The sequence below is a fragment of the Mycobacterium sp. MUNTM1 genome (assembly GCF_054660795.1).
Genome location: NZ_BAAGDE010000004.1, coordinates 90958 through 107382 on the forward strand (window position 1 = coordinate 90958; position 16425 = coordinate 107382).

The 16425-nt window shown below is 67.3% G+C and carries 15 protein-coding genes; 9 read left to right on the forward strand and 6 right to left on the reverse strand.

The features are described from left to right. Window positions 1–41 precede the first annotated feature (41 nt). Genes ACYQ8K_RS03760 through nuoN form a run of 8 tightly spaced genes read left to right on the forward strand, consistent with a single transcriptional unit; the run spans window position 42 to window position 10557 of the window. Window positions 42–2456, forward strand: a complete 2415-nt coding sequence (locus ACYQ8K_RS03760; RefSeq protein WP_459967082.1) for an NADH-quinone oxidoreductase subunit G — start codon at window positions 42–44, stop codon at window positions 2454–2456. A 5-nt stretch (window positions 2457–2461) separates the two neighbouring features. Then, complete coding sequence (gene nuoH / locus ACYQ8K_RS03765; protein ID WP_459967107.1) at window positions 2462–3733, forward strand: NADH-quinone oxidoreductase subunit NuoH; 1272 nt, start codon at window positions 2462–2464, stop codon at window positions 3731–3733. Beyond that, a complete protein-coding gene (nuoI, locus tag ACYQ8K_RS03770) occupies window positions 3726–4271 on the forward strand; it encodes an NADH-quinone oxidoreductase subunit NuoI (protein ID WP_076052567.1) in 546 nt (181 codons plus the stop codon). The genes nuoH and nuoI overlap by 8 nt, the downstream gene beginning before the upstream one ends. A 26-nt stretch (window positions 4272–4297) precedes the next feature. After that, on the forward strand, window positions 4298–5092 hold the full coding sequence (locus tag ACYQ8K_RS03775) for an NADH-quinone oxidoreductase subunit J (RefSeq protein WP_459967106.1): 795 nt from the start codon (window positions 4298–4300) through the stop codon (window positions 5090–5092). Beyond that, complete coding sequence (nuoK, locus tag ACYQ8K_RS03780) at window positions 5089–5388, forward strand: NADH-quinone oxidoreductase subunit NuoK (protein WP_007772892.1); 300 nt, start codon at window positions 5089–5091, stop codon at window positions 5386–5388. Before ACYQ8K_RS03775 ends, nuoK begins: the two co-directional genes overlap by 4 nt. A 10-nt stretch (window positions 5389–5398) precedes the next feature. Further along, window positions 5399–7285 (forward strand): NADH-quinone oxidoreductase subunit L, encoded by a 1887-nt coding sequence (nuoL, locus tag ACYQ8K_RS03785; protein ID WP_459967081.1) that lies wholly within the window; start codon window positions 5399–5401, stop codon window positions 7283–7285. 48 nt (window positions 7286–7333) lie between these two features. Further along, the gene (locus ACYQ8K_RS03790) at window positions 7334–8971 is read left to right on the forward strand and encodes an NADH-quinone oxidoreductase subunit M (protein WP_459967079.1); all 1638 of its coding nucleotides are present in this window, start codon (window positions 7334–7336) and stop codon (window positions 8969–8971) included. Next, complete coding sequence (gene nuoN, locus ACYQ8K_RS03795) at window positions 8968–10557, forward strand: NADH-quinone oxidoreductase subunit NuoN (protein ID WP_459967078.1); 1590 nt, start codon at window positions 8968–8970, stop codon at window positions 10555–10557. Before ACYQ8K_RS03790 ends, nuoN begins: the two co-directional genes overlap by 4 nt. 59 nt (window positions 10558–10616) lie before the next feature. Here nuoN and ACYQ8K_RS03800 read toward each other — a convergent pair whose 3' ends face one another. Further along, entirely contained in the window at window positions 10617–11243 is a 627-nt protein-coding gene (locus ACYQ8K_RS03800) for a TetR/AcrR family transcriptional regulator (RefSeq protein WP_459967077.1), read from the reverse strand. Window positions 11244–11321: 78 nt separating this feature from the next. Between ACYQ8K_RS03800 and ACYQ8K_RS03805 the strand changes: the two genes are divergently transcribed. Further along, a complete protein-coding gene (locus tag ACYQ8K_RS03805) occupies window positions 11322–12152 on the forward strand; it encodes a class I SAM-dependent methyltransferase (RefSeq protein WP_459967076.1) in 831 nt (276 codons plus the stop codon). Between the two features lie 48 nt (window positions 12153–12200). Here ACYQ8K_RS03805 and ACYQ8K_RS03810 read toward each other — a convergent pair whose 3' ends face one another. The 5 genes from ACYQ8K_RS03810 to ACYQ8K_RS03830 form a co-directional block, all read right to left on the reverse strand. After that, a complete protein-coding gene (locus tag ACYQ8K_RS03810) occupies window positions 12201–12593 on the reverse strand; it encodes a hypothetical protein (protein ID WP_459967104.1) in 393 nt (130 codons plus the stop codon). Between the two features lie 64 nt (window positions 12594–12657). Next, on the reverse strand, window positions 12658–13833 hold the full coding sequence (locus tag ACYQ8K_RS03815; RefSeq protein WP_459967103.1) for a DUF58 domain-containing protein: 1176 nt from the start codon (window positions 13831–13833) through the stop codon (window positions 12658–12660). A gap of 88 nt (window positions 13834–13921) precedes the next feature. After that, a complete protein-coding gene (locus ACYQ8K_RS03820; RefSeq protein ID WP_459967074.1) occupies window positions 13922–14899 on the reverse strand; it encodes an AAA family ATPase in 978 nt (325 codons plus the stop codon). A 19-nt stretch (window positions 14900–14918) separates the two neighbouring features. Then, entirely contained in the window at window positions 14919–15401 is a 483-nt protein-coding gene (locus ACYQ8K_RS03825) for a hypothetical protein (protein ID WP_459967073.1), read from the reverse strand. Continuing rightward, complete coding sequence (locus ACYQ8K_RS03830; RefSeq protein WP_459967071.1) at window positions 15398–16351, reverse strand: DUF4129 domain-containing protein; 954 nt, start codon at window positions 16349–16351, stop codon at window positions 15398–15400. The genes ACYQ8K_RS03825 and ACYQ8K_RS03830 overlap by 4 nt, the downstream gene beginning before the upstream one ends. Window positions 16352–16425: the final 74 nt, after the last annotated feature.

Consider the following 16425-nt stretch of genomic DNA (forward strand, 5'->3'; position numbering starts at 1 on the left):
GGTGACGATGCAGAGCGAAGCGATGAGAAGGAGCGGCGCTCATGACTAGTGCGGCCAAGACCGAAACCGGCGACGAGGTGCGCCCGCCGGACATGGTGACGCTGACCATCGACGGCAACGAAATCAGCGTTCCCAAGGGCACTCTGGTGATCCGGGCCGCCGAATTGATGGGCATCCAGATCCCGCGGTTCTGCGATCACCCGCTGCTCGAGCCGGTCGGCGCATGCCGGCAGTGCCTGGTCGAGGTCGAAGGCCAGCGCAAGCCGATGGCCTCGTGCACCACGGTCGCCACCGACGACATGGTGGTGCGCACCCAGCTCACGTCGGAGGCCGCCGACAAGGCCCAGCACGGCGTGATGGAGCTGCTGCTCATCAACCACCCGCTGGACTGCCCGATGTGCGACAAGGGCGGCGAATGCCCGCTGCAGAACCAGGCAATGTCCAACGGCCGCACCGATTCTCGCTTCACCGATGTCAAGCGTACCTTCGCCAAGCCGATCAACATTTCCTCGCAGGTGCTGCTGGACCGGGAGCGCTGCATCCTGTGCGCGCGCTGCACCCGGTTCTCCGAGCAGATCGCCGGGGACCCCTTCATCGACATGCAGGAGCGGGGCGCCCTGCAGCAGGTCGGCATCTACGCCAACGAGCCGTTCGACTCCTACTTTTCGGGCAACACGGTGCAGATCTGCCCGGTCGGCGCGCTGACCGGGTCCTCGTACCGGTTCCGGGCCCGCCCGTTCGACTTGGTCTCCAGCCCCAGCGTCTGCGAGCACTGCGCTTCCGGATGCGCGCAGCGCACCGATCACCGCCGCGGCAAGGTGCTGCGCCGGCTGGCCGGCGACGACCCCGAGGTCAACGAGGAGTGGAACTGCGACAAGGGCCGGTGGGCATTCACCTACGGCACCCAGCCCGACGTGATCACCACTCCCCTGATCCGCGACGCCGACGGCTCGCTGCAGCCGGCCTCGTGGTCGCACGCGATCGCCGTCGCGACGAAGGGCCTCGAAGCGGCGCGCGGCCGCACGGGGGTTCTGGTCGGCGGCCGGGCGACTTTCGAAGACGCCTACGCCTACTCCAAGTTCGCGCGAATCGTGCTGGACACCAACGATATCGACTTCCGCGCCCGCCCCAGTTCGGCCGAGGAGGCCGACTTCCTGGGCGCCCGCATCGCGGGCAAGCCGATCACCGTCAGCTACGCCGATCTGGAATCGGCGCCCGTCGTCGTGCTGGTCGGATTCGAGCCGGAGGACGAGTCGCCCATCGTCTTCCTGCGGCTGCGCAAGGCGGCCCGCAAGCACGGGTTGCCGGTCTACGCCATCGCGCCGTTCGCCACCAGCGCGCTGACCAAGATGTCCGGGCGGCTGATCAAAGCCGTTCCCGGCGCCGAGGCTTCGGCGCTCGACGGGTTGGCCACCGGCGAGGTGGGCGATCTGCTCTCCACCGCGGGCGCGGTCATCATGGTCGGCGAGCGGCTGGCCACGGTGCCGGGCGGTTTGTCGGCGGCGGTCCGCCTGGCCGACACCACCGGCGCCCGCCTGGCCTGGGTGCCGCGGCGTGCCGGTGAGCGCGGCGCGCTGGAGGCCGGTGCGCTGCCGGGGCTGCTGCCCGGTGGCCGTCCGGTCAATGACGAGACCGCCCGCGCGCAGGTCGCCCAGACGTGGAACGTGTCCGAATTGCCTTCCGGCAGTGGGCGTGACGCCGACGCGATCCTGGCCGCCGCCACCGACGGCACGCTGGGCGCGCTGCTGGTGGGCGGTGTCGAGCCCGAAGACTTCACCGACCCTCAGGCGGTGCTCGCGGCGCTGGACGGCGTCGGCTTCGTGGTCAGCCTGGAGTTGCGGCACAGCGCCGTCACCGATCGCGCCGACGTCGTCTTCCCGGTCGCGTCGACGACGCAGAAGGCCGGGGCATTCGTCAACTGGGAGGGCCGCTTCCGGCCGTTCGAAGCGGCCCTGCGCACCACTCAGGACGCCAGCCAGTCCGACCACCAGGTGCTGGACACGCTGGCCGACGAGATGGGCGTGTATCTGGGCATGTCCACCGTCGCCGCGGCCCGCGAGGAAATGGCCGCGCTGCGGCACTGGGACGGCAAGCGCGCGGCAAGCCCGAACGTCGCGGCCCCGGAACCGGCCCAGCCCGCCTCGGGCGAGGCGGTATTGGCCGGCTGGCGGATGCTGCTGGACGACGGCCGAATGCAGGACGGCGAACCACATCTGGCGGGCACGGCCCGCAAACCCGTCGCTCGGCTGTCCGCCGACACGGCAGCCGAGATCGGCGCCGCCGACGGTGACGCGGTCACGGTCAGCACGTCACACGGATCCATCAGCCTGCCGTTGGTGATCACCGACATGCCCGACCGGGTGGTGTGGCTCCCGGTGAACTCGCCCGGCTCGGCGGTGCATCGCCAACTCGGCGTATCGGTTGGCAGCCCAGTCAAGATCGGAGTTGGCAAATGACCGGCCTGACCGCCTTCGGGCACGACACCTGGTGGTTGGTGCTCGGCAAGGCGCTGGCGATCTTCGTGTTCCTCATGCTGAACGTGCTCGTCGCGATCCTGCTGGAACGCAAGATTCTCGGCTGGATGCAGCTGCGGCCCGGTCCCAACCGGGCGGGGCCGTGGGGTGTCCTGCAGAGCCTGGCCGACGGAATCAAGTTGGCGCTCAAGGAAACCATCACCCCGGGTGGGGTCGACAAGTTCGTCTACTTCGCCGCGCCGGTCATCTCCACGATTCCGGCGTTCACCGCCTTCGCGTTCATCCCGTTCGGTCCGGTGGTGTCGGTGTTCGGCCACCGCACACCGCTGCAGCTGACCGACCTGCCGGTCGCCGTGCTGTTCATCCTGGGGCTGTCGGCGATCGGCGTGTACGGAATCGTGCTGGGCGGTTGGGCTTCCGGGTCCACCTACCCGCTGCTGGGCGGGGTGCGCTCCACCGCCCAGGTCATCTCCTACGAGGTGGCGATGGGGCTGTCGTTCGCCGCGGTGTTCCTCTACGCCGGCACCATGTCGACCTCGCAGATCGTCGCCGCGCAGGACCGGGTCTGGTACGTGTTCCTGCTGCTGCCGTCGTTCGTCATCTACCTCATCTCGATGGTCGGTGAAACCAACCGGGCGCCTTTCGATTTGCCCGAGGCCGAGGGTGAGCTGGTCGCCGGATTCCACACCGAGTACTCGTCGCTGAAGTTCGCGATGTTCATGCTGGCCGAGTACGTCAACATGATGACGGTCTCCTCTCTGGCCACCGTCCTGTTCTTCGGCGGCTGGCACGCGCCGTGGCCGCTGAACATGTGGGCCGGCGCCAACACCGGCTGGTGGCCGGTGCTCTGGTTCACCGCGAAGATGTGGACCTTCCTGTTCGTGTACTTCTGGCTGCGGGCGTCGCTGCCCCGGCTGCGCTACGACCAGTTCATGGGGCTGGGCTGGAAGCTGCTGATTCCGGCTTCTCTGGTCTGGGTGCTGATCGCCGCCGTCGTTCGCACGCTGCAGAACCAGGGCTATCAGCACTGGACCCCGATCCTGGTGATCAGCAGCGTCGTGTTCGCCACCGCGCTCGTGCTGTTGCTGCGAAAGCCGTTCAGCGCGCCGGGCATTCGCGCGCTGGAGAAACAGCTGCGCCGCGAGGCGAAGAAGCTGCCGACCGCACTCGACGCCGGACCCGTATTCCCGACACCGCCGCTGCCAACGAAGGCCCAGAAATCTTTGGCCGCGGCGAGCAAGGAGAAAGCACGTGGCTAAATTCTTGGACGCCGTAGCCGGATTCGGCGTGACGTTCGGATCGATGTTCAAAAGGAATGTCACCGAGGAGTATCCGGAAAAGCCGGGCCCCGTGATGCCGCGCTACCACGGCCGCCACCAGCTGAACCGCTACCCGGACGGTCTGGAGAAGTGCATCGGCTGCGAATTGTGCGCCTGGGCGTGCCCGGCCGATGCGATCTATGTCGAGGGCGCCGACAACACCGAGGAACTCAGGTATTCGCCCGGGGAACGCTACGGCCGCGTCTACCAGATCAACTATTTGCGCTGCATCGGTTGCGGCCTGTGCATCGAGGCGTGCCCCACCCGAGCGCTGACGATGACCAACGACTACGAGATGGCCGACGACAACCGCGCGGACCTGATCTACGAGAAGGATCGCCTATTGGCGCCGCTGCTGCAGGACATGCTCGCGCCGCCGCACCCCAGAACCGAAGGCGCCACCGACAAGGACTACTACCAAGGCAATGTGACCGCACACGGGTTGCGGCAGACCCAGCAGGCCGGAGACTCCCGGTGACCGGATTGGCCGGCCACGCCGTCGTCGTGGCGTCAAGTTTTGCGCAGGACACCATCGTCCGCACCTCCACCGGCGAAGCGGTCGCGTTCTGGGTGCTGGGCGTGCTGGCCGTGATCGGCGCGATCGGGGTGGTCACCGCCGTCAATGCCGTCTACTCGGCGATGTTCCTGGCGATGACCATGATCATCCTGGCGGTCTTCTACATGATCCAGGACGCCCTGTTTCTGGGTGTGGTGCAGGTCGTGGTCTACACCGGCGCGGTGATGATGCTGTTCTTGTTCGTGCTGATGCTCATCGGCGTGGACTCCGCGGAGTCGCTCAAGGAGACGCTGCGCGGTCAGCGCATTGCCGGAGTGGCCGCCGGGATCGGGTTCGGCATCCTGCTCATCGCCGCCATCGGCAACGTGACCACCGGCGGCTTCGCGGGACTGACCACCGCCAACGCCAACGGCAACGTGGAAGGGCTGGCGGCGCTGATCTTTTCGCGGTACCTGTGGGCGTTCGAACTCACCAGCGCGCTGCTGATCACCGCGGCCGTCGGCGCGATGGTGCTGGCCCACCGCGAGCGTTTCGAGCGCCGCAAGACGCAGCGCGAGCTTTCGCAGGAACGGTTCCGGTCCGGCGGGCACCCCACCCCGATGCCCAGTCCCGGTGTGTACGCACGCCACAACGCCGTCGACGTGGCGGCGTTGCTGCCGGACGGCTCGTACTCGAAGCTCTCGGTCTCGCCGATGCTGCAAAGCCGCGGCGCCGACGGCAAGAAGACGCCGTCGACGTCGCCCGAGCCGAGCCCGACTCTCTCCCAAGGTGGTACGTCGTGAATCCGGCCAATTATCTGTACCTTTCGGCACTGCTGTTCACCATCGGGGCCTCCGGTGTGTTGTTGCGCCGCAACGCCATCGTCATGTTCATGTGTGTCGAGCTGATGCTCAACGCGGTCAACCTCGCGTTCGTCACGTTCGCACGGATGCACGGCCACCTGGACGGGCAGATGATCGCGTTCTTCACGATGGTGGTCGCCGCCTGCGAGGTGGTCATCGGGCTGGCCATCATCATGACCATCTTCCGCACCCGCAAATCGGCGTCCGTCGACGACGCGAACCTACTCAAAGGCTGAAGACGCCAACATGACTCAATACACTGCGCTGCTGGTCGCGCTGCCCTTGGCGGGCGCCGCAATCCTGCTGTTCGGCGGGCGACGCACCTACCGGTGGGGGCATTGGCTGGGCTGCGCCACAGCCCTCGCGGCGTTCGGGGTGGGCCTGAGCCTGCTCTCGGAGCTGCTCGGCCGCGCGGCCGACGACCGCGTCATCCACCAGAGGGTGTTCAGCTGGATCCCGGTCGGCCAGCTCCAGGTCGACCTCGGGCTGCAAATCGACCAACTGTCGGTGTGTTTCGTGCTGCTGATCTCCGGCGTCGGGTCGCTGATCCACATCTATTCGGTCGCCTACATGGCCGAAGACCCGGACCGCCGCAGGTTTTTCGGCTACCTCAATCTGTTCCTGGCGTCGATGCTGCTGCTGGTCGTCGCCGACAACTACGTGGTGCTCTACGTCGGCTGGGAGGGTGTCGGCCTGGCGTCCTACCTGCTGATCGGGTTCTGGTACCACAAGCCCACGGCGGCCACCGCGGCCAAGAAGGCGTTCGTGATGAACCGGGTCGGCGACGCCGGGCTGGCACTGGGAATGTTCTCGATGTTCAGCACTTTCGGCACCCTGTCGTACGCCGGGGTGTTCGCCGGCGCGCCCGCCGCCGGGCACGGTGCGCTGACCGCCATGGGATTGCTGTTACTGCTGGGCGCCTGCGCCAAGTCCGCCCAGGTCCCGCTGCAGGCATGGCTGGGTGACGCCATGGAGGGCCCCACCCCGGTGTCCGCGCTGATCCACGCCGCCACCATGGTGACGGCCGGCGTGTATCTGATCGTGCGATCGAATCCGTTGTACAACCTGTCCCCCGACGCCCGGCTGGCCGTGGTCATCGTGGGCGCGGTCACGTTGTTGCTCGGGGCGTTCATCGGCTGCGCCAAGGACGACATCAAGCGGGCGCTGGCGGCGTCGACGATGAGCCAGATCGGCTACATGGTGCTGGCGGCGGGCCTCGGCCCGGCCGGCTACGCCTTCGCGATCATGCATCTGCTCACCCACGGCTTCTTCAAGGCCGGGTTGTTCCTCGGCTCCGGCGCGGTGATTCACGCGATGCACGAAGAACAGGACATGCGCCGCTACGGCGGTTTGCGTGCGGCGCTGCCCATCACGTTCGTCACCTTCGGTCTGGGTTACCTCGCGATCATCGGCGTGCCGCCCTTCGCGGGCTACTTCTCCAAGGACGCCATCATCGAGGCGGCGCTGGCCTCGGGTGGCATCCGGGGCTACCTGCTGGGTGGCGCCGCGCTGCTGGGCGCCGGCGTCACCGCCTTCTACATGACGCGGGTGATGCTGATGACGTTCTTTGGCAAGAAGCGCTGGGGCCCCGGCGCCCACCCGCACGAGGCACCCGCCCTGATGACGTGGCCGATGATTCTGCTCGCCGTCGGCTCGGTGTTCTCCGGTGGCCTGCTGGCGGTAGGCGGCACCCTGCAAAGCTGGCTCGAACCCGTCGTCGGAAAGCACGAGGAAGCCACCCGCGCGTTCCCTGTCTGGGTCAGCTCCGCGCTGGCGCTGGGTGTCGTGGTCATCGGCATCGCGGTGGCCTACCGGTTGTACGCGAAGGCTCCGATCCCCCGGGTGGCTCCGCTGTCCGTGTCGGCGCTGACGACGGCGGTGCGTAAGGACTTCTACGGCGACGCCTTCAACGAAGAGGTCTTCATGCGCCCGGGCGCGCAGCTGACCCAGGCGCTCGTCGACGTCGACAACGCGGGTGTCGACGGCTCGGTCAACGCGCTTGCGGCGCTGGTGAGTTCGACGTCAAACCGGCTGCGGGGGCTGCAAACCGGCTTCGCCCGCAACTACGCGCTGTCGATGCTCACGGGCGCGGTCCTGGTGATCGCGCTGATCCTGGCGGTGAGGCTGTGGTGATTCGCGGCGGCGAGATGCGGTCCCAAGCGATGAAAAGGAGCGGCGCTGGTGAATAGCGTTCCATGGCTGAGCGTGCTGTGGCTGGTGCCGCTGGCCGGCTCCGTGCTGATCATTGTGATGCCGCCCGGGCTCCGCCAGCTCGCCAAGTGGACCGGCCTGGTCTTCGGCGTCGCCACCCTGGCGGTGGCGGTCGTCGTCACCCTCGGGTTCAAGACCGGCGGCGCGCCTTACCAATTCGTCGAAAGCCACCAGTGGATCCCGGCGTTCGGCGCCGGCTACACCCTCGGCGTCGACGGCATCGCGGTGGTGCTGGTGCTGCTGACCGCGGTGTTGATTCCGGTGCTGCAGGTGGCCGGCTGGAACGACGGGGATGCTGACGACCCGCTGTGCCCGGCTTCGCCGCGCTTGCGATCGTCAGGTGGGGGCGAGGGCACCCGGAGCGTCCACGCCTACATCGCCCTGACGCTCGCCATCGAATCCATGGTGCTGATCTCGGTCGTCGCCCTTGACGTGCTGCTGTTCTACGTCTTCTTCGAGGCCATGCTCATCCCGATGTACTTCCTGATCGGGGGTTTCGGCGGCGGGCCTGGCAGGTCGCGCGCGGCCGTGAAGTTCTTGTTGTACAACCTGTTCGGCGGTCTGATCATGCTCGCCGCGGTGATCGGCCTGTATGTGGTGACCTCGGAGCACGGTTCGGGCACCTTCGACTTCCGCGAGATCGTCGCCGGCGTCGCCTCGGGCCGCTACGGCGCCGACTCGGCGGTGTTCAAGGCGCTGTTCGGAGGCTTCATGTTCGCGTTCGCGATCAAGGCCCCGCTCTGGCCGTTCCACCGCTGGCTGCCCGACGCCGCCGTCGAGGCCACCCCGGCGACCGCGGTGCTGATGATGGCGGTCATGGACAAGGTCGGCACCTTCGGCATGCTGCGCTACTGCTTGCAGCTGTTCCCCGGCGCCTCAACGTATTTCCGCCCGCTGATCGTCGTGCTGGCGGTCATCGGGGTGGTCTACGGCGCGATCGTTGCCATCGGCCAGACCGACATCATGCGGCTGATCGCCTACACCTCGATCTCGCACTTCGGGTTCATCATCCTGGGCATCTTCGTGATGACCAGTCAGGGGCAGAGCGGGTCGACGCTGTACATGCTCAACCACGGGCTGTCCACCGCCGCGGTATTCCTGATCGCCGGATTCCTGATATCGCGGCACGGCAGCCGGTCGATCGCCGACTACGGCGGCGTGCAGAAGGTGGCGCCCATACTGGCCGGCACCTTCCTGGTTTCGGCCATGGCCACGCTGTCGCTGCCGGGGCTGGCGCCGTTCATCAGCGAATTCCTGGTCCTGCTGGGCACTTTCAACCGGTACTGGCTGGCCGCCGCGTTCGGGGTCACCGCGTTGGTGCTCTCGGCGGTCTACATGTTGTGGCTGTACCAGAGGGTGATGACCGGGCCGGTGCTCACCGGCAACGAGAAGATCGGGGATCTGCGCGCACGCGAATTGATCGTCGTCGCACCGCTGGTCGCGCTGCTGCTGGTGCTCGGCATTTATCCAAAGCCGGTGCTCGACATCATCAATCCCGCCGTCGAGAACACCATGACCACCATCGGCCAGCATGACCCCAAGCCGACCGTCCCGGTGGGAACACCCAGACCGGCCGACCTACACCGGACCGCCGAAGGACCGCGATGACCCTCCCTACCCCGAGCATCCAGTACTTCCTGCTGAGCCCGACGCTCATCGTGTTCGGCGTCGCGGTGGTGTGTGTCCTCGCAGAGGCATTCCTGCCCAGGCGAATTCGCTACACCGCACAGGTGACGCTCTCGCTTGGCGGATTGATCGCGGCGTTCGTCGCGGTCGTCGCCGTGAGCCGCTCGATCCAAAGCTCGGGCCGCGTCGCGGTGTTAGGCGCCATGGCCATCGACCGCCCGACGCTGTATCTGCAGGGCACCGTGCTGCTGGTCGCGGTGATGGCGGTCGTGTTCATCGCCGAACGCACGCAGGCCAGGGCGGACAACAGGGTGTCCGTGGGAGTCGGCACGGCCGGCTCGGGCGGCCTGGACTCCTTTACGCCGCAGGCATCGGCGGTGCCCGACAGCGACGCCGAGCGCGAGGCCGAGCGGGCCGGGGCCGCCCAGACGGAGTTGTTCCCGCTGGCGCTGCTGTCGGTCGGCGGCATGATGGTCTTTCCCGCGTCCAATGACCTGTTGACCATGTTCGTCGCGCTGGAAGTGTTGTCGCTGCCGCTGTACCTGATGTGCGGCCTGGCTCGTCACCGCCGCCTGCTCTCCCAGGAAGCGGCGATGAAGTACTTTCTGCTGGGCGCATTTTCGTCGGCATTCTTCCTGTACGGTGTCGCCCTGCTCTACGGCGCGACCGGCACGCTGCTGCTGACCGGTATCCGCGATGCGCTTGCCGCGCGGGGGGACACCTCGATGGCGCTGGTCGGGGTCGCGCTGCTGTCGGTCGGCCTGCTGTTCAAGGTCGGCGCCGTTCCGTTCCACTCGTGGATTCCGGATGTGTACCAGGGCGCGCCCACCCCCATCACCGGGTTCATGGCGGCGGCCACCAAGGTTGCGGCTTTCGGTGCGCTGCTTCGTGTTATCTACGTGGCCCTGCCGCCGCTGCACGATCAGTGGCGCCCGGTGCTGTGGACCATCTCCATCCTGACCATGGCGGTCGGCACCATCACCGCGGTGAATCAGACCGACGTCAAACGCATGCTGGCCTACTCGTCGGTCGCCCACGTCGGGTTCATCCTCACCGGCGTCATCGCGGACAACCACACGGGCCTGTCCGCCACGCTGTTCTATCTGCTGGCCTACAGCTTCAGCACCGTCGGCGCGTTCGCCATCGTCGGCCTGATCCGCGACCCCGACGGGGTCGAGGACGCGACGCTCTCCCACTGGGCGGGGCTGGGTCAGCGCTCACCCATTGTGGGCGTGATGTTTTCGATGTTCTTGTTGGCGTTCGCCGGTATCCCCCTAACGAGTGGATTCGTCAGCAAGCTCGCCGTCTTCAAGGCCGCCGCCCAGGGCGGCGCCGCGCCGCTGGTGATCGTCGGTGTGGTCGCCAGTGGGGTCGCCGCCTACTTCTACGTGCGGGTGATCGTGTCGATGTTCTTCACCGAGGCGACCGAGGACACCCCGCTGGTGGTGGCGCCGGGCATCTTGAGCAAGGCCGCCATCGCGGCGTGTGCCGCGGTCACCGTCGTGCTCGGCATCTTCCCGCAGCCGCTGCTCGATCTCGCCGACCAGGCCGCCCAGCTGCTGCACTGAGGAAGCCTGCCGAATTCGCAGAACCGTGTTTCTCGCTGACGGCTGCAAGCGCTCGCCTGCTACCCAGTTCTGCGCGCGAGGTCGTCGCGCGCAGACTTTGCCTGTTCGGGCGTCAACAGCGGATTCGAATAGAGGTCGACCAAGGTGGCCGCGACCCGCAGATCGCCCTCCGCGGTGTTGATGTCCACGCCCAAGCAGCGCGATATGTGATCGTGGAGCAACGGCACCGCAAGAGCCATTGCGGTGATGAGCGTGGCACGCGACTTGGCGTCGACATCTGCGGGCTCGGCACGATGTTCATCGGCAGAGGCAAGCCATTCCTCGGTCATCGACACCAGTGCGTCGAACAGTTCACCGGCGCCGCCCTCCACCAGGGCGCGGGTGATGTATTCCTGGTATTGCCCAAGAGGAATACGGGCTGAAACGTAGTGCACGTCACCGCGTTTGGCGTTGTCCTGCACCTGGGCGTTCAGGTCGCGCATGGTTTTGACGAGGTAGTCGTCGCACGCTTGACGAAGCTCCTGCTTGGAACCGAAGTGGTGCCGCAGCAGCCCGGACGACACCCCCGCCGCCGCGGCAATGCTGCGGATAGTCGCCCGTTCGTATCCCTTTTCGCCGAACTCGCGCAGCGCTGCATGCCTAATACGGGCGCGGGCAGTGAGATCGTCGGGATCCGTCGTGGTCATCGCCACAGACTACACGATTGGACGATAAACTACACATCTGTATAGTCGAGGACAACCGGTTTTCAAGGAGGCACGGATATGGGTTTTGACACAAGCGCCATCACCACCGAGGAAGAGACCGCATTTTTGACTTTGAAGGCCCGCGCGATCAACAACGGATGGGCACGCCCCATCCTGCCCGACCCAGGTGCCGCCGATGCCGTGAAAAAGATCGACTACGACTTCGACGGCCTAGGACTCGTGACGCCCGTGGTTTGTCAAACATCCTTGCGCGCAAAACTTCTCGACGACCGTGTGCGTGCATTCACCGCCCAATACGCCGATGCCGTGGTGGTCGATCTGGGCGCTGGGCTAGACGACGGGTACGCCCGTGTCGATCCGCCGGACACCGTCGACTGGTACAGCGTCGAGCTGCCCGGGCTGGCTGCCCTGCGCGACAAAGTGATGCCACCGGGTCCTCACGAACACACCATCGGAATCTCCGTGACCGACCCTGACTGGATATCGGAGATCCCGGCGAACCGCCCCGCCATCGTCGTCGCCGACGGATTGTTCCCCTTCCTCGACAAGGAGCAGATCATCGCGGTGATGCGCGCGATCACCGACCACTTCCCCGCCGGACAACTGGCGTTCAACGACTACGGACGCATGGTGATCGGCGTGTGGATCTCAAAGCTCTTCCCGCAGCAGATGTTCAAGAAGGTAAACCAGCTCCGTGCGTTCGAGGGTTACAACGACCCCCACACGCCGGAACGCTGGAACCCCAAACTCAAGCTGGTTGAGGAGACCAGCCTGACGAGTGTGCCCGAGGTGGACCTATTTCCGACGTGGTTGCGAATCTCGACACGGATGGCGGGGTGGAGCAAGTCGACCGCACGGTCCGCGCGCATCCTGAGATTCAGCTTTTAGTACCTCCGGAGTGCACCAGTGCCCCTGCGTTTCCTCCGGCGCCGGTGGTCAGCCCATGAACGGCCGGATGGCCAGCAAGTAGATCACCAATGCTCCCACCGGGGCCACCAACGGCAACCACGGCAGCTGCAAGGGAAACGACGTCGCAACCAGTCCGGCGCACGTAAACCCCACGGCGCCAACGGCCGTCGGCCAGCTGTCCAGCACCACCGGGGCCGCCGCGCCGACCGCGTGTCGGCACACCAGGTAGGCGGCGGCGCACAGTCCGGACAGCGCGACGAAGATCAGCGGCGGGTCGGTCAGCGTCACGGTGATCGCCGCCAGCAGCACGGCGACCGTTGCGGCGCGCCGGAGTACGGTGCCCACCGCGACCGCGATCAGCCCCGCCACCCAGGCGGCCACCGCGGGGCCCCGCCAACCGTCGGCCGCCAGCCCCACCATCAGCAGGCCGAAACACGTCGCGAATGCCGGCGCCCACACCCGCGCCGGCGCCGCCGTACCGGCGCTACCCACGCAGCCTCCCCCGCACCCGCCGGCGGCGATCCGGCAACACCCCCATCGACTGCTCCAGGCCGCTGTCGCCCCGCCACGACACGATGTCGACGCCGATGGTGGCCATGTCGCGGTACATCGCGGAGCGCTGCAGCGCCCACATCCGATCCACCAAGGGATCCTGTTCGTCTTCGAACGGCGAACTGTCCAGGATGTCGACCGCCAGCACGACATGACCGCGCTTGCGCAGATTGATGAGGGCCAAGGCGAATTCGGTGTCGAGCAGGGTGGAGAACGCGATGACGATCGCGCCGGCGGGAACCGCCGCGCGCGGCGCCAGCGTGCCCGTGGTGTGTTCGAATCGGTCGCCGGCGTTCAGGACGGTGTCGAGCACCCGATAGAACTGGCGCTGCCCGATGTCCGCACCCAGCCAGCGCGGGTGGTTGCCCCCGAGAGCGACGATGCCGGCCCTATCGCCATGGCGCAACGCGGTTTGCACCACCTGCGCGGCCCCGCGCACGACCCGCTCGGTGGCCTCGGTCGCCGGACCCGCGGGCTGGCGATACCCGTCGATCAAGACGACGACGTCGGCGGCGCGGTCGGTCAACCGCTGCGTCACATGCAGTTGGCCGCGGCGCGCGCTCACCGGCCAATTCACCGCGCGCAGTTGGTCGCCGGGCACGTAGGGGCGGATGTCGGCGTATTCCACCCCGGGCCCGATATGGCGGGTCAGGTGGGCGCCCAACCGGTCGAGCAGTTCGGTCTGCGGGATGGGCGTCGGCTGCGGCGGCGTCAACGGAAACACGATGACCTCGGCGGCCCCGACGGTGGCCGTTCCGGTGAGCAGCCCGCCGCGGGCGACGACGTCGACGCGGGCACCGATGGCATACCGGCCCCAGCGCCGCGCGGTCGCCGTGATGGTCTTCTCCTGGCCCGCATCGGATTCGGGGATCTCGAGGTCCATGCCCGCGATATCCGGAATGGTGACCTGGACGGCCGAAACCCCTTCTTGCGTCGCCCATACCCTGACATGTGCCTCTTCGGTTTCGAAGCAACGCTGCGCGTCAGGCTCGCCGTGCACATGGACCGTCGGGACGGGCCGCTGCCAGCTGATCGAGCACAACACGCCGAGCAGTGGGGCGGCGAAGGCGATCAGCTGCCACCGGGCGCCGATCACGGCGGCGGCCATCGCGAACCCCGCGCAGGTGGCGATCGCCCGCGTCAATCCCGATGCACGCCAGCGGAATTCGGCTGTAACGCTCGACGTCACGCCGGGCTCATCCGGTGTCTCCGGCGCCGGCGCCGGTGCGCGGCACCGGCAGGCGGTGCAGCAACTCTGCGATCACGTCGGCGCCTTGGATCTTTCGCACCCACATTTCCGGTCGCAAGGTGATTCGGTGCGAGACCGCCGCGATGGCGAGCGCCTTCACATCCTCGGGGATGACGTAGTCGCGGCTGAGCAGCAACGCGCGGGCGCGGGCGAGTTGCACCAGATCGAGTTCGGCGCGCGGGCTGGCGCCCACCGCCACCTGGGGATGGTGTCGTGTCGCATTGGCCAGCGACACCACGTAGTGCAGGACGTCTTCGTGCACCGTCACCTGCTCGACCGATTCGCGCATGGCCAGCAGGTCGTGCGCGTCCACCACCTGGTTGACCGCCGGTTCGGCCGAGCCGCGCTCGAGACGGCGGCGCAGCATCGAGGTCTCATCCTGCTCGCTGAGATACCGCAATTCCAGCCGGATCGCGAATCGATCGAGTTGCGCCTCGGGCAGCGGATACGTGCCCTCGTACTCGATCGGATTGTCGGTGGCCAGGACGATGAAAGGCTTTGGCAGCTGGTGCGTTTCGCCGTCGATGCTGACCTGGCCTTCGGCCATCGCCTCCAGCAGCGCCGCCTGGGTTTTCGGCGGCGTGCGATTGATTTCGTCGGCCAGCAGCAAGTTGGTGAAGATGGGGCCGGGCCGGAACGCGAAGCGGCCGGACTGCATGTCGTAGATCGTCGAGCCGAGCAGGTCGGCCGGCAACAGATCGGGCGTGAACTGGACCCGGGTGAATTGCAGCCCCAGCGCGGCGGCAAAGGATCTCGCGATGAGCGTCTTGCCCAGGCCGGGCAGGTCTTCGATCAGGATGTGGCCGCGTGCAAGGACCGTGGTGAGGATAAGCCGCAGCGCGGAGCGCTTTCCCACCACCACGCGTTCTATTTCGTCGAGAATCGCTTCGCAGTGTGCGGTCGTGGTTGCGGCCGGCAGCGTCATGTTGGGATCGCGCCTCCTGTCATACCTGCTCGAGTTTCAGCAGAATCTCTTCCAGCGCCGCACGACCCGGACCGGGTTCGCGGTCGCCGTGGCGCATGACGTTGTTGGGGTTGACCCATTCCCACAGTTCCGCGCCGAAGAGCATGCGCCCGGTCGCGTGAAAGGCGGCGGGGTCTTTGGATTGTCTTTGGCCGGTTGTCATCTCGTAGCGACGCGCGAGCATTGGGCGCAGATGCCGGTCCCAGTCGGCCCGGGTGGCCTCCGACCACCGGATCGTCGTCTCGGTGGTGGAAAGCCAGCGGCGCAACGAATCCCCGAGTTCGTCGGCGCCCGTCTCCGCGTCCGCATCGAACCCGTGCGCCAGGGCTCGGCGAAGGCTGAGCAACACCACGGCCAGTCCGACACCGGCGGCCGCCAGCACCCACCGTCGATCGTGCTGCGTCAGGGCCAGCAGTTCTATGCCGATGATGAGGCAAACACCCAGGGACATAGTCTTTTTCATGCGGCGCTCCGGGAGCCCAGCTCGTCGAGGACCAGCCGAAGCACGCCCACCGCGATGTCGCGGTGGCCCTCGTTCATCACGTGGGGGCTGAAGCGCGCCTCGGCGAACAGGTTCACCAATTGGACGGCGTTGTCGGCGTGCAGCGCATGGTGTTCGACCGCGCGGGCCAACACTTCGGTCGGGGTGTCGAACTCCTGGGGAACCGCGCCGGGAACCTGTGCGAGTTCGCGTTCCATCGCGGCATAGCAGGCGATGATCGCCTCTCGGGGTTCGCGGCTCAGGTCTGTCATCTCGGCCAGCCCACGTTCCGCGGCTCGCGCCAGCGACTCCGAGCGCGGCGCGGGCGCCGGGGATTGCGCCGGCTCGTCGGCGTCGCCGGGAGTCGGCGGACGCCAGCGCCGCCGTGCCGAGGCGACCGTCCCGGCGACGAACATCACCAACATGGCGACGGTGCAGGCCAGCAGGACCCCGAGCAGGTTCTGGGAGCCGTCGCGAGGACGATGCGGGTGCTGCTGCGGCGGCGGCTGGGCGGGCGGGTGCGTGGACGCCGCCGCGCCGCCATCGGGCGGTGCCGGGGCGGGAGCTACGCCGTGGCCCGAAAGCCGGGCCAGCAGCATCGCGATGAGCAGCCAGGCCGCGATCACGGCGATCCCGATCAACAACACGCGCCAGCTCGGTCGCCCCCTACCGGTGCCGAGCATTTCGGACAGGCCACCCGCCGTCGGCGCGGGAGCGCGGGGGTCGCGCAACCGCGCGACCACTGCGACGGCGATCAGCGCCAGCGCCACCGCGAGAATCGCTACGACGAACGTCAGCGCCGCCCGTCCGCCCGACTCGCTGCGCATCGCATCGTGGCGAGCGGGGAGGTAGCCGCGCAGGGCGGCAGCGACCACGAGCAGCAGAATGATCAGGGCAACTACTCGCCCTGTTGGCTTGTCCATACCAGGCATTGGCACACCACTCGATTGGTTGTTGCGGCACTGGCTTTTCTCATACTTGCACGTCAGGCCACCCTAGGGCCAGG

Excerpts from the sequence above, each read along its gene's own strand:
- ACYQ8K_RS03815 (WP_459967103.1), bottom strand. The coding sequence starts at position 13,833 with ATGGCCGCCGCCGTGATCGGCGCCCGGTGGCAGCTGATCGCCTTCGCC.
- nuoN (WP_459967078.1), top strand. The coding sequence starts at position 8,968 with ATGACCCTCCCTACCCCGAGCATCCAGTACTTCCTGCTGAGCCCGACG.
- ACYQ8K_RS03830 (WP_459967071.1), bottom strand. The coding sequence starts at position 16,351 with ATGCCTGGTATGGACAAGCCAACAGGGCGAGTAGTTGCCCTGATCATT.
- ACYQ8K_RS03760 (WP_459967082.1), top strand. The coding sequence starts at position 42 with ATGACTAGTGCGGCCAAGACCGAAACCGGCGACGAGGTGCGCCCGCCG.
- ACYQ8K_RS03805 (WP_459967076.1), top strand. The coding sequence starts at position 11,322 with ATGGGTTTTGACACAAGCGCCATCACCACCGAGGAAGAGACCGCATTT.
- ACYQ8K_RS03820 (WP_459967074.1), bottom strand. The coding sequence starts at position 14,899 with ATGACGCTGCCGGCCGCAACCACGACCGCACACTGCGAAGCGATTCTC.
- ACYQ8K_RS03825 (WP_459967073.1), bottom strand. The coding sequence starts at position 15,401 with ATGAAAAAGACTATGTCCCTGGGTGTTTGCCTCATCATCGGCATAGAA.
- ACYQ8K_RS03800 (WP_459967077.1), bottom strand. The coding sequence starts at position 11,243 with ATGACCACGACGGATCCCGACGATCTCACTGCCCGCGCCCGTATTAGG.
- ACYQ8K_RS03810 (WP_459967104.1), bottom strand. The coding sequence starts at position 12,593 with ATGGTGGGGCTGGCGGCCGACGGTTGGCGGGGCCCCGCGGTGGCCGCC.
- nuoL (WP_459967081.1), top strand. The coding sequence starts at position 5,399 with ATGACTCAATACACTGCGCTGCTGGTCGCGCTGCCCTTGGCGGGCGCC.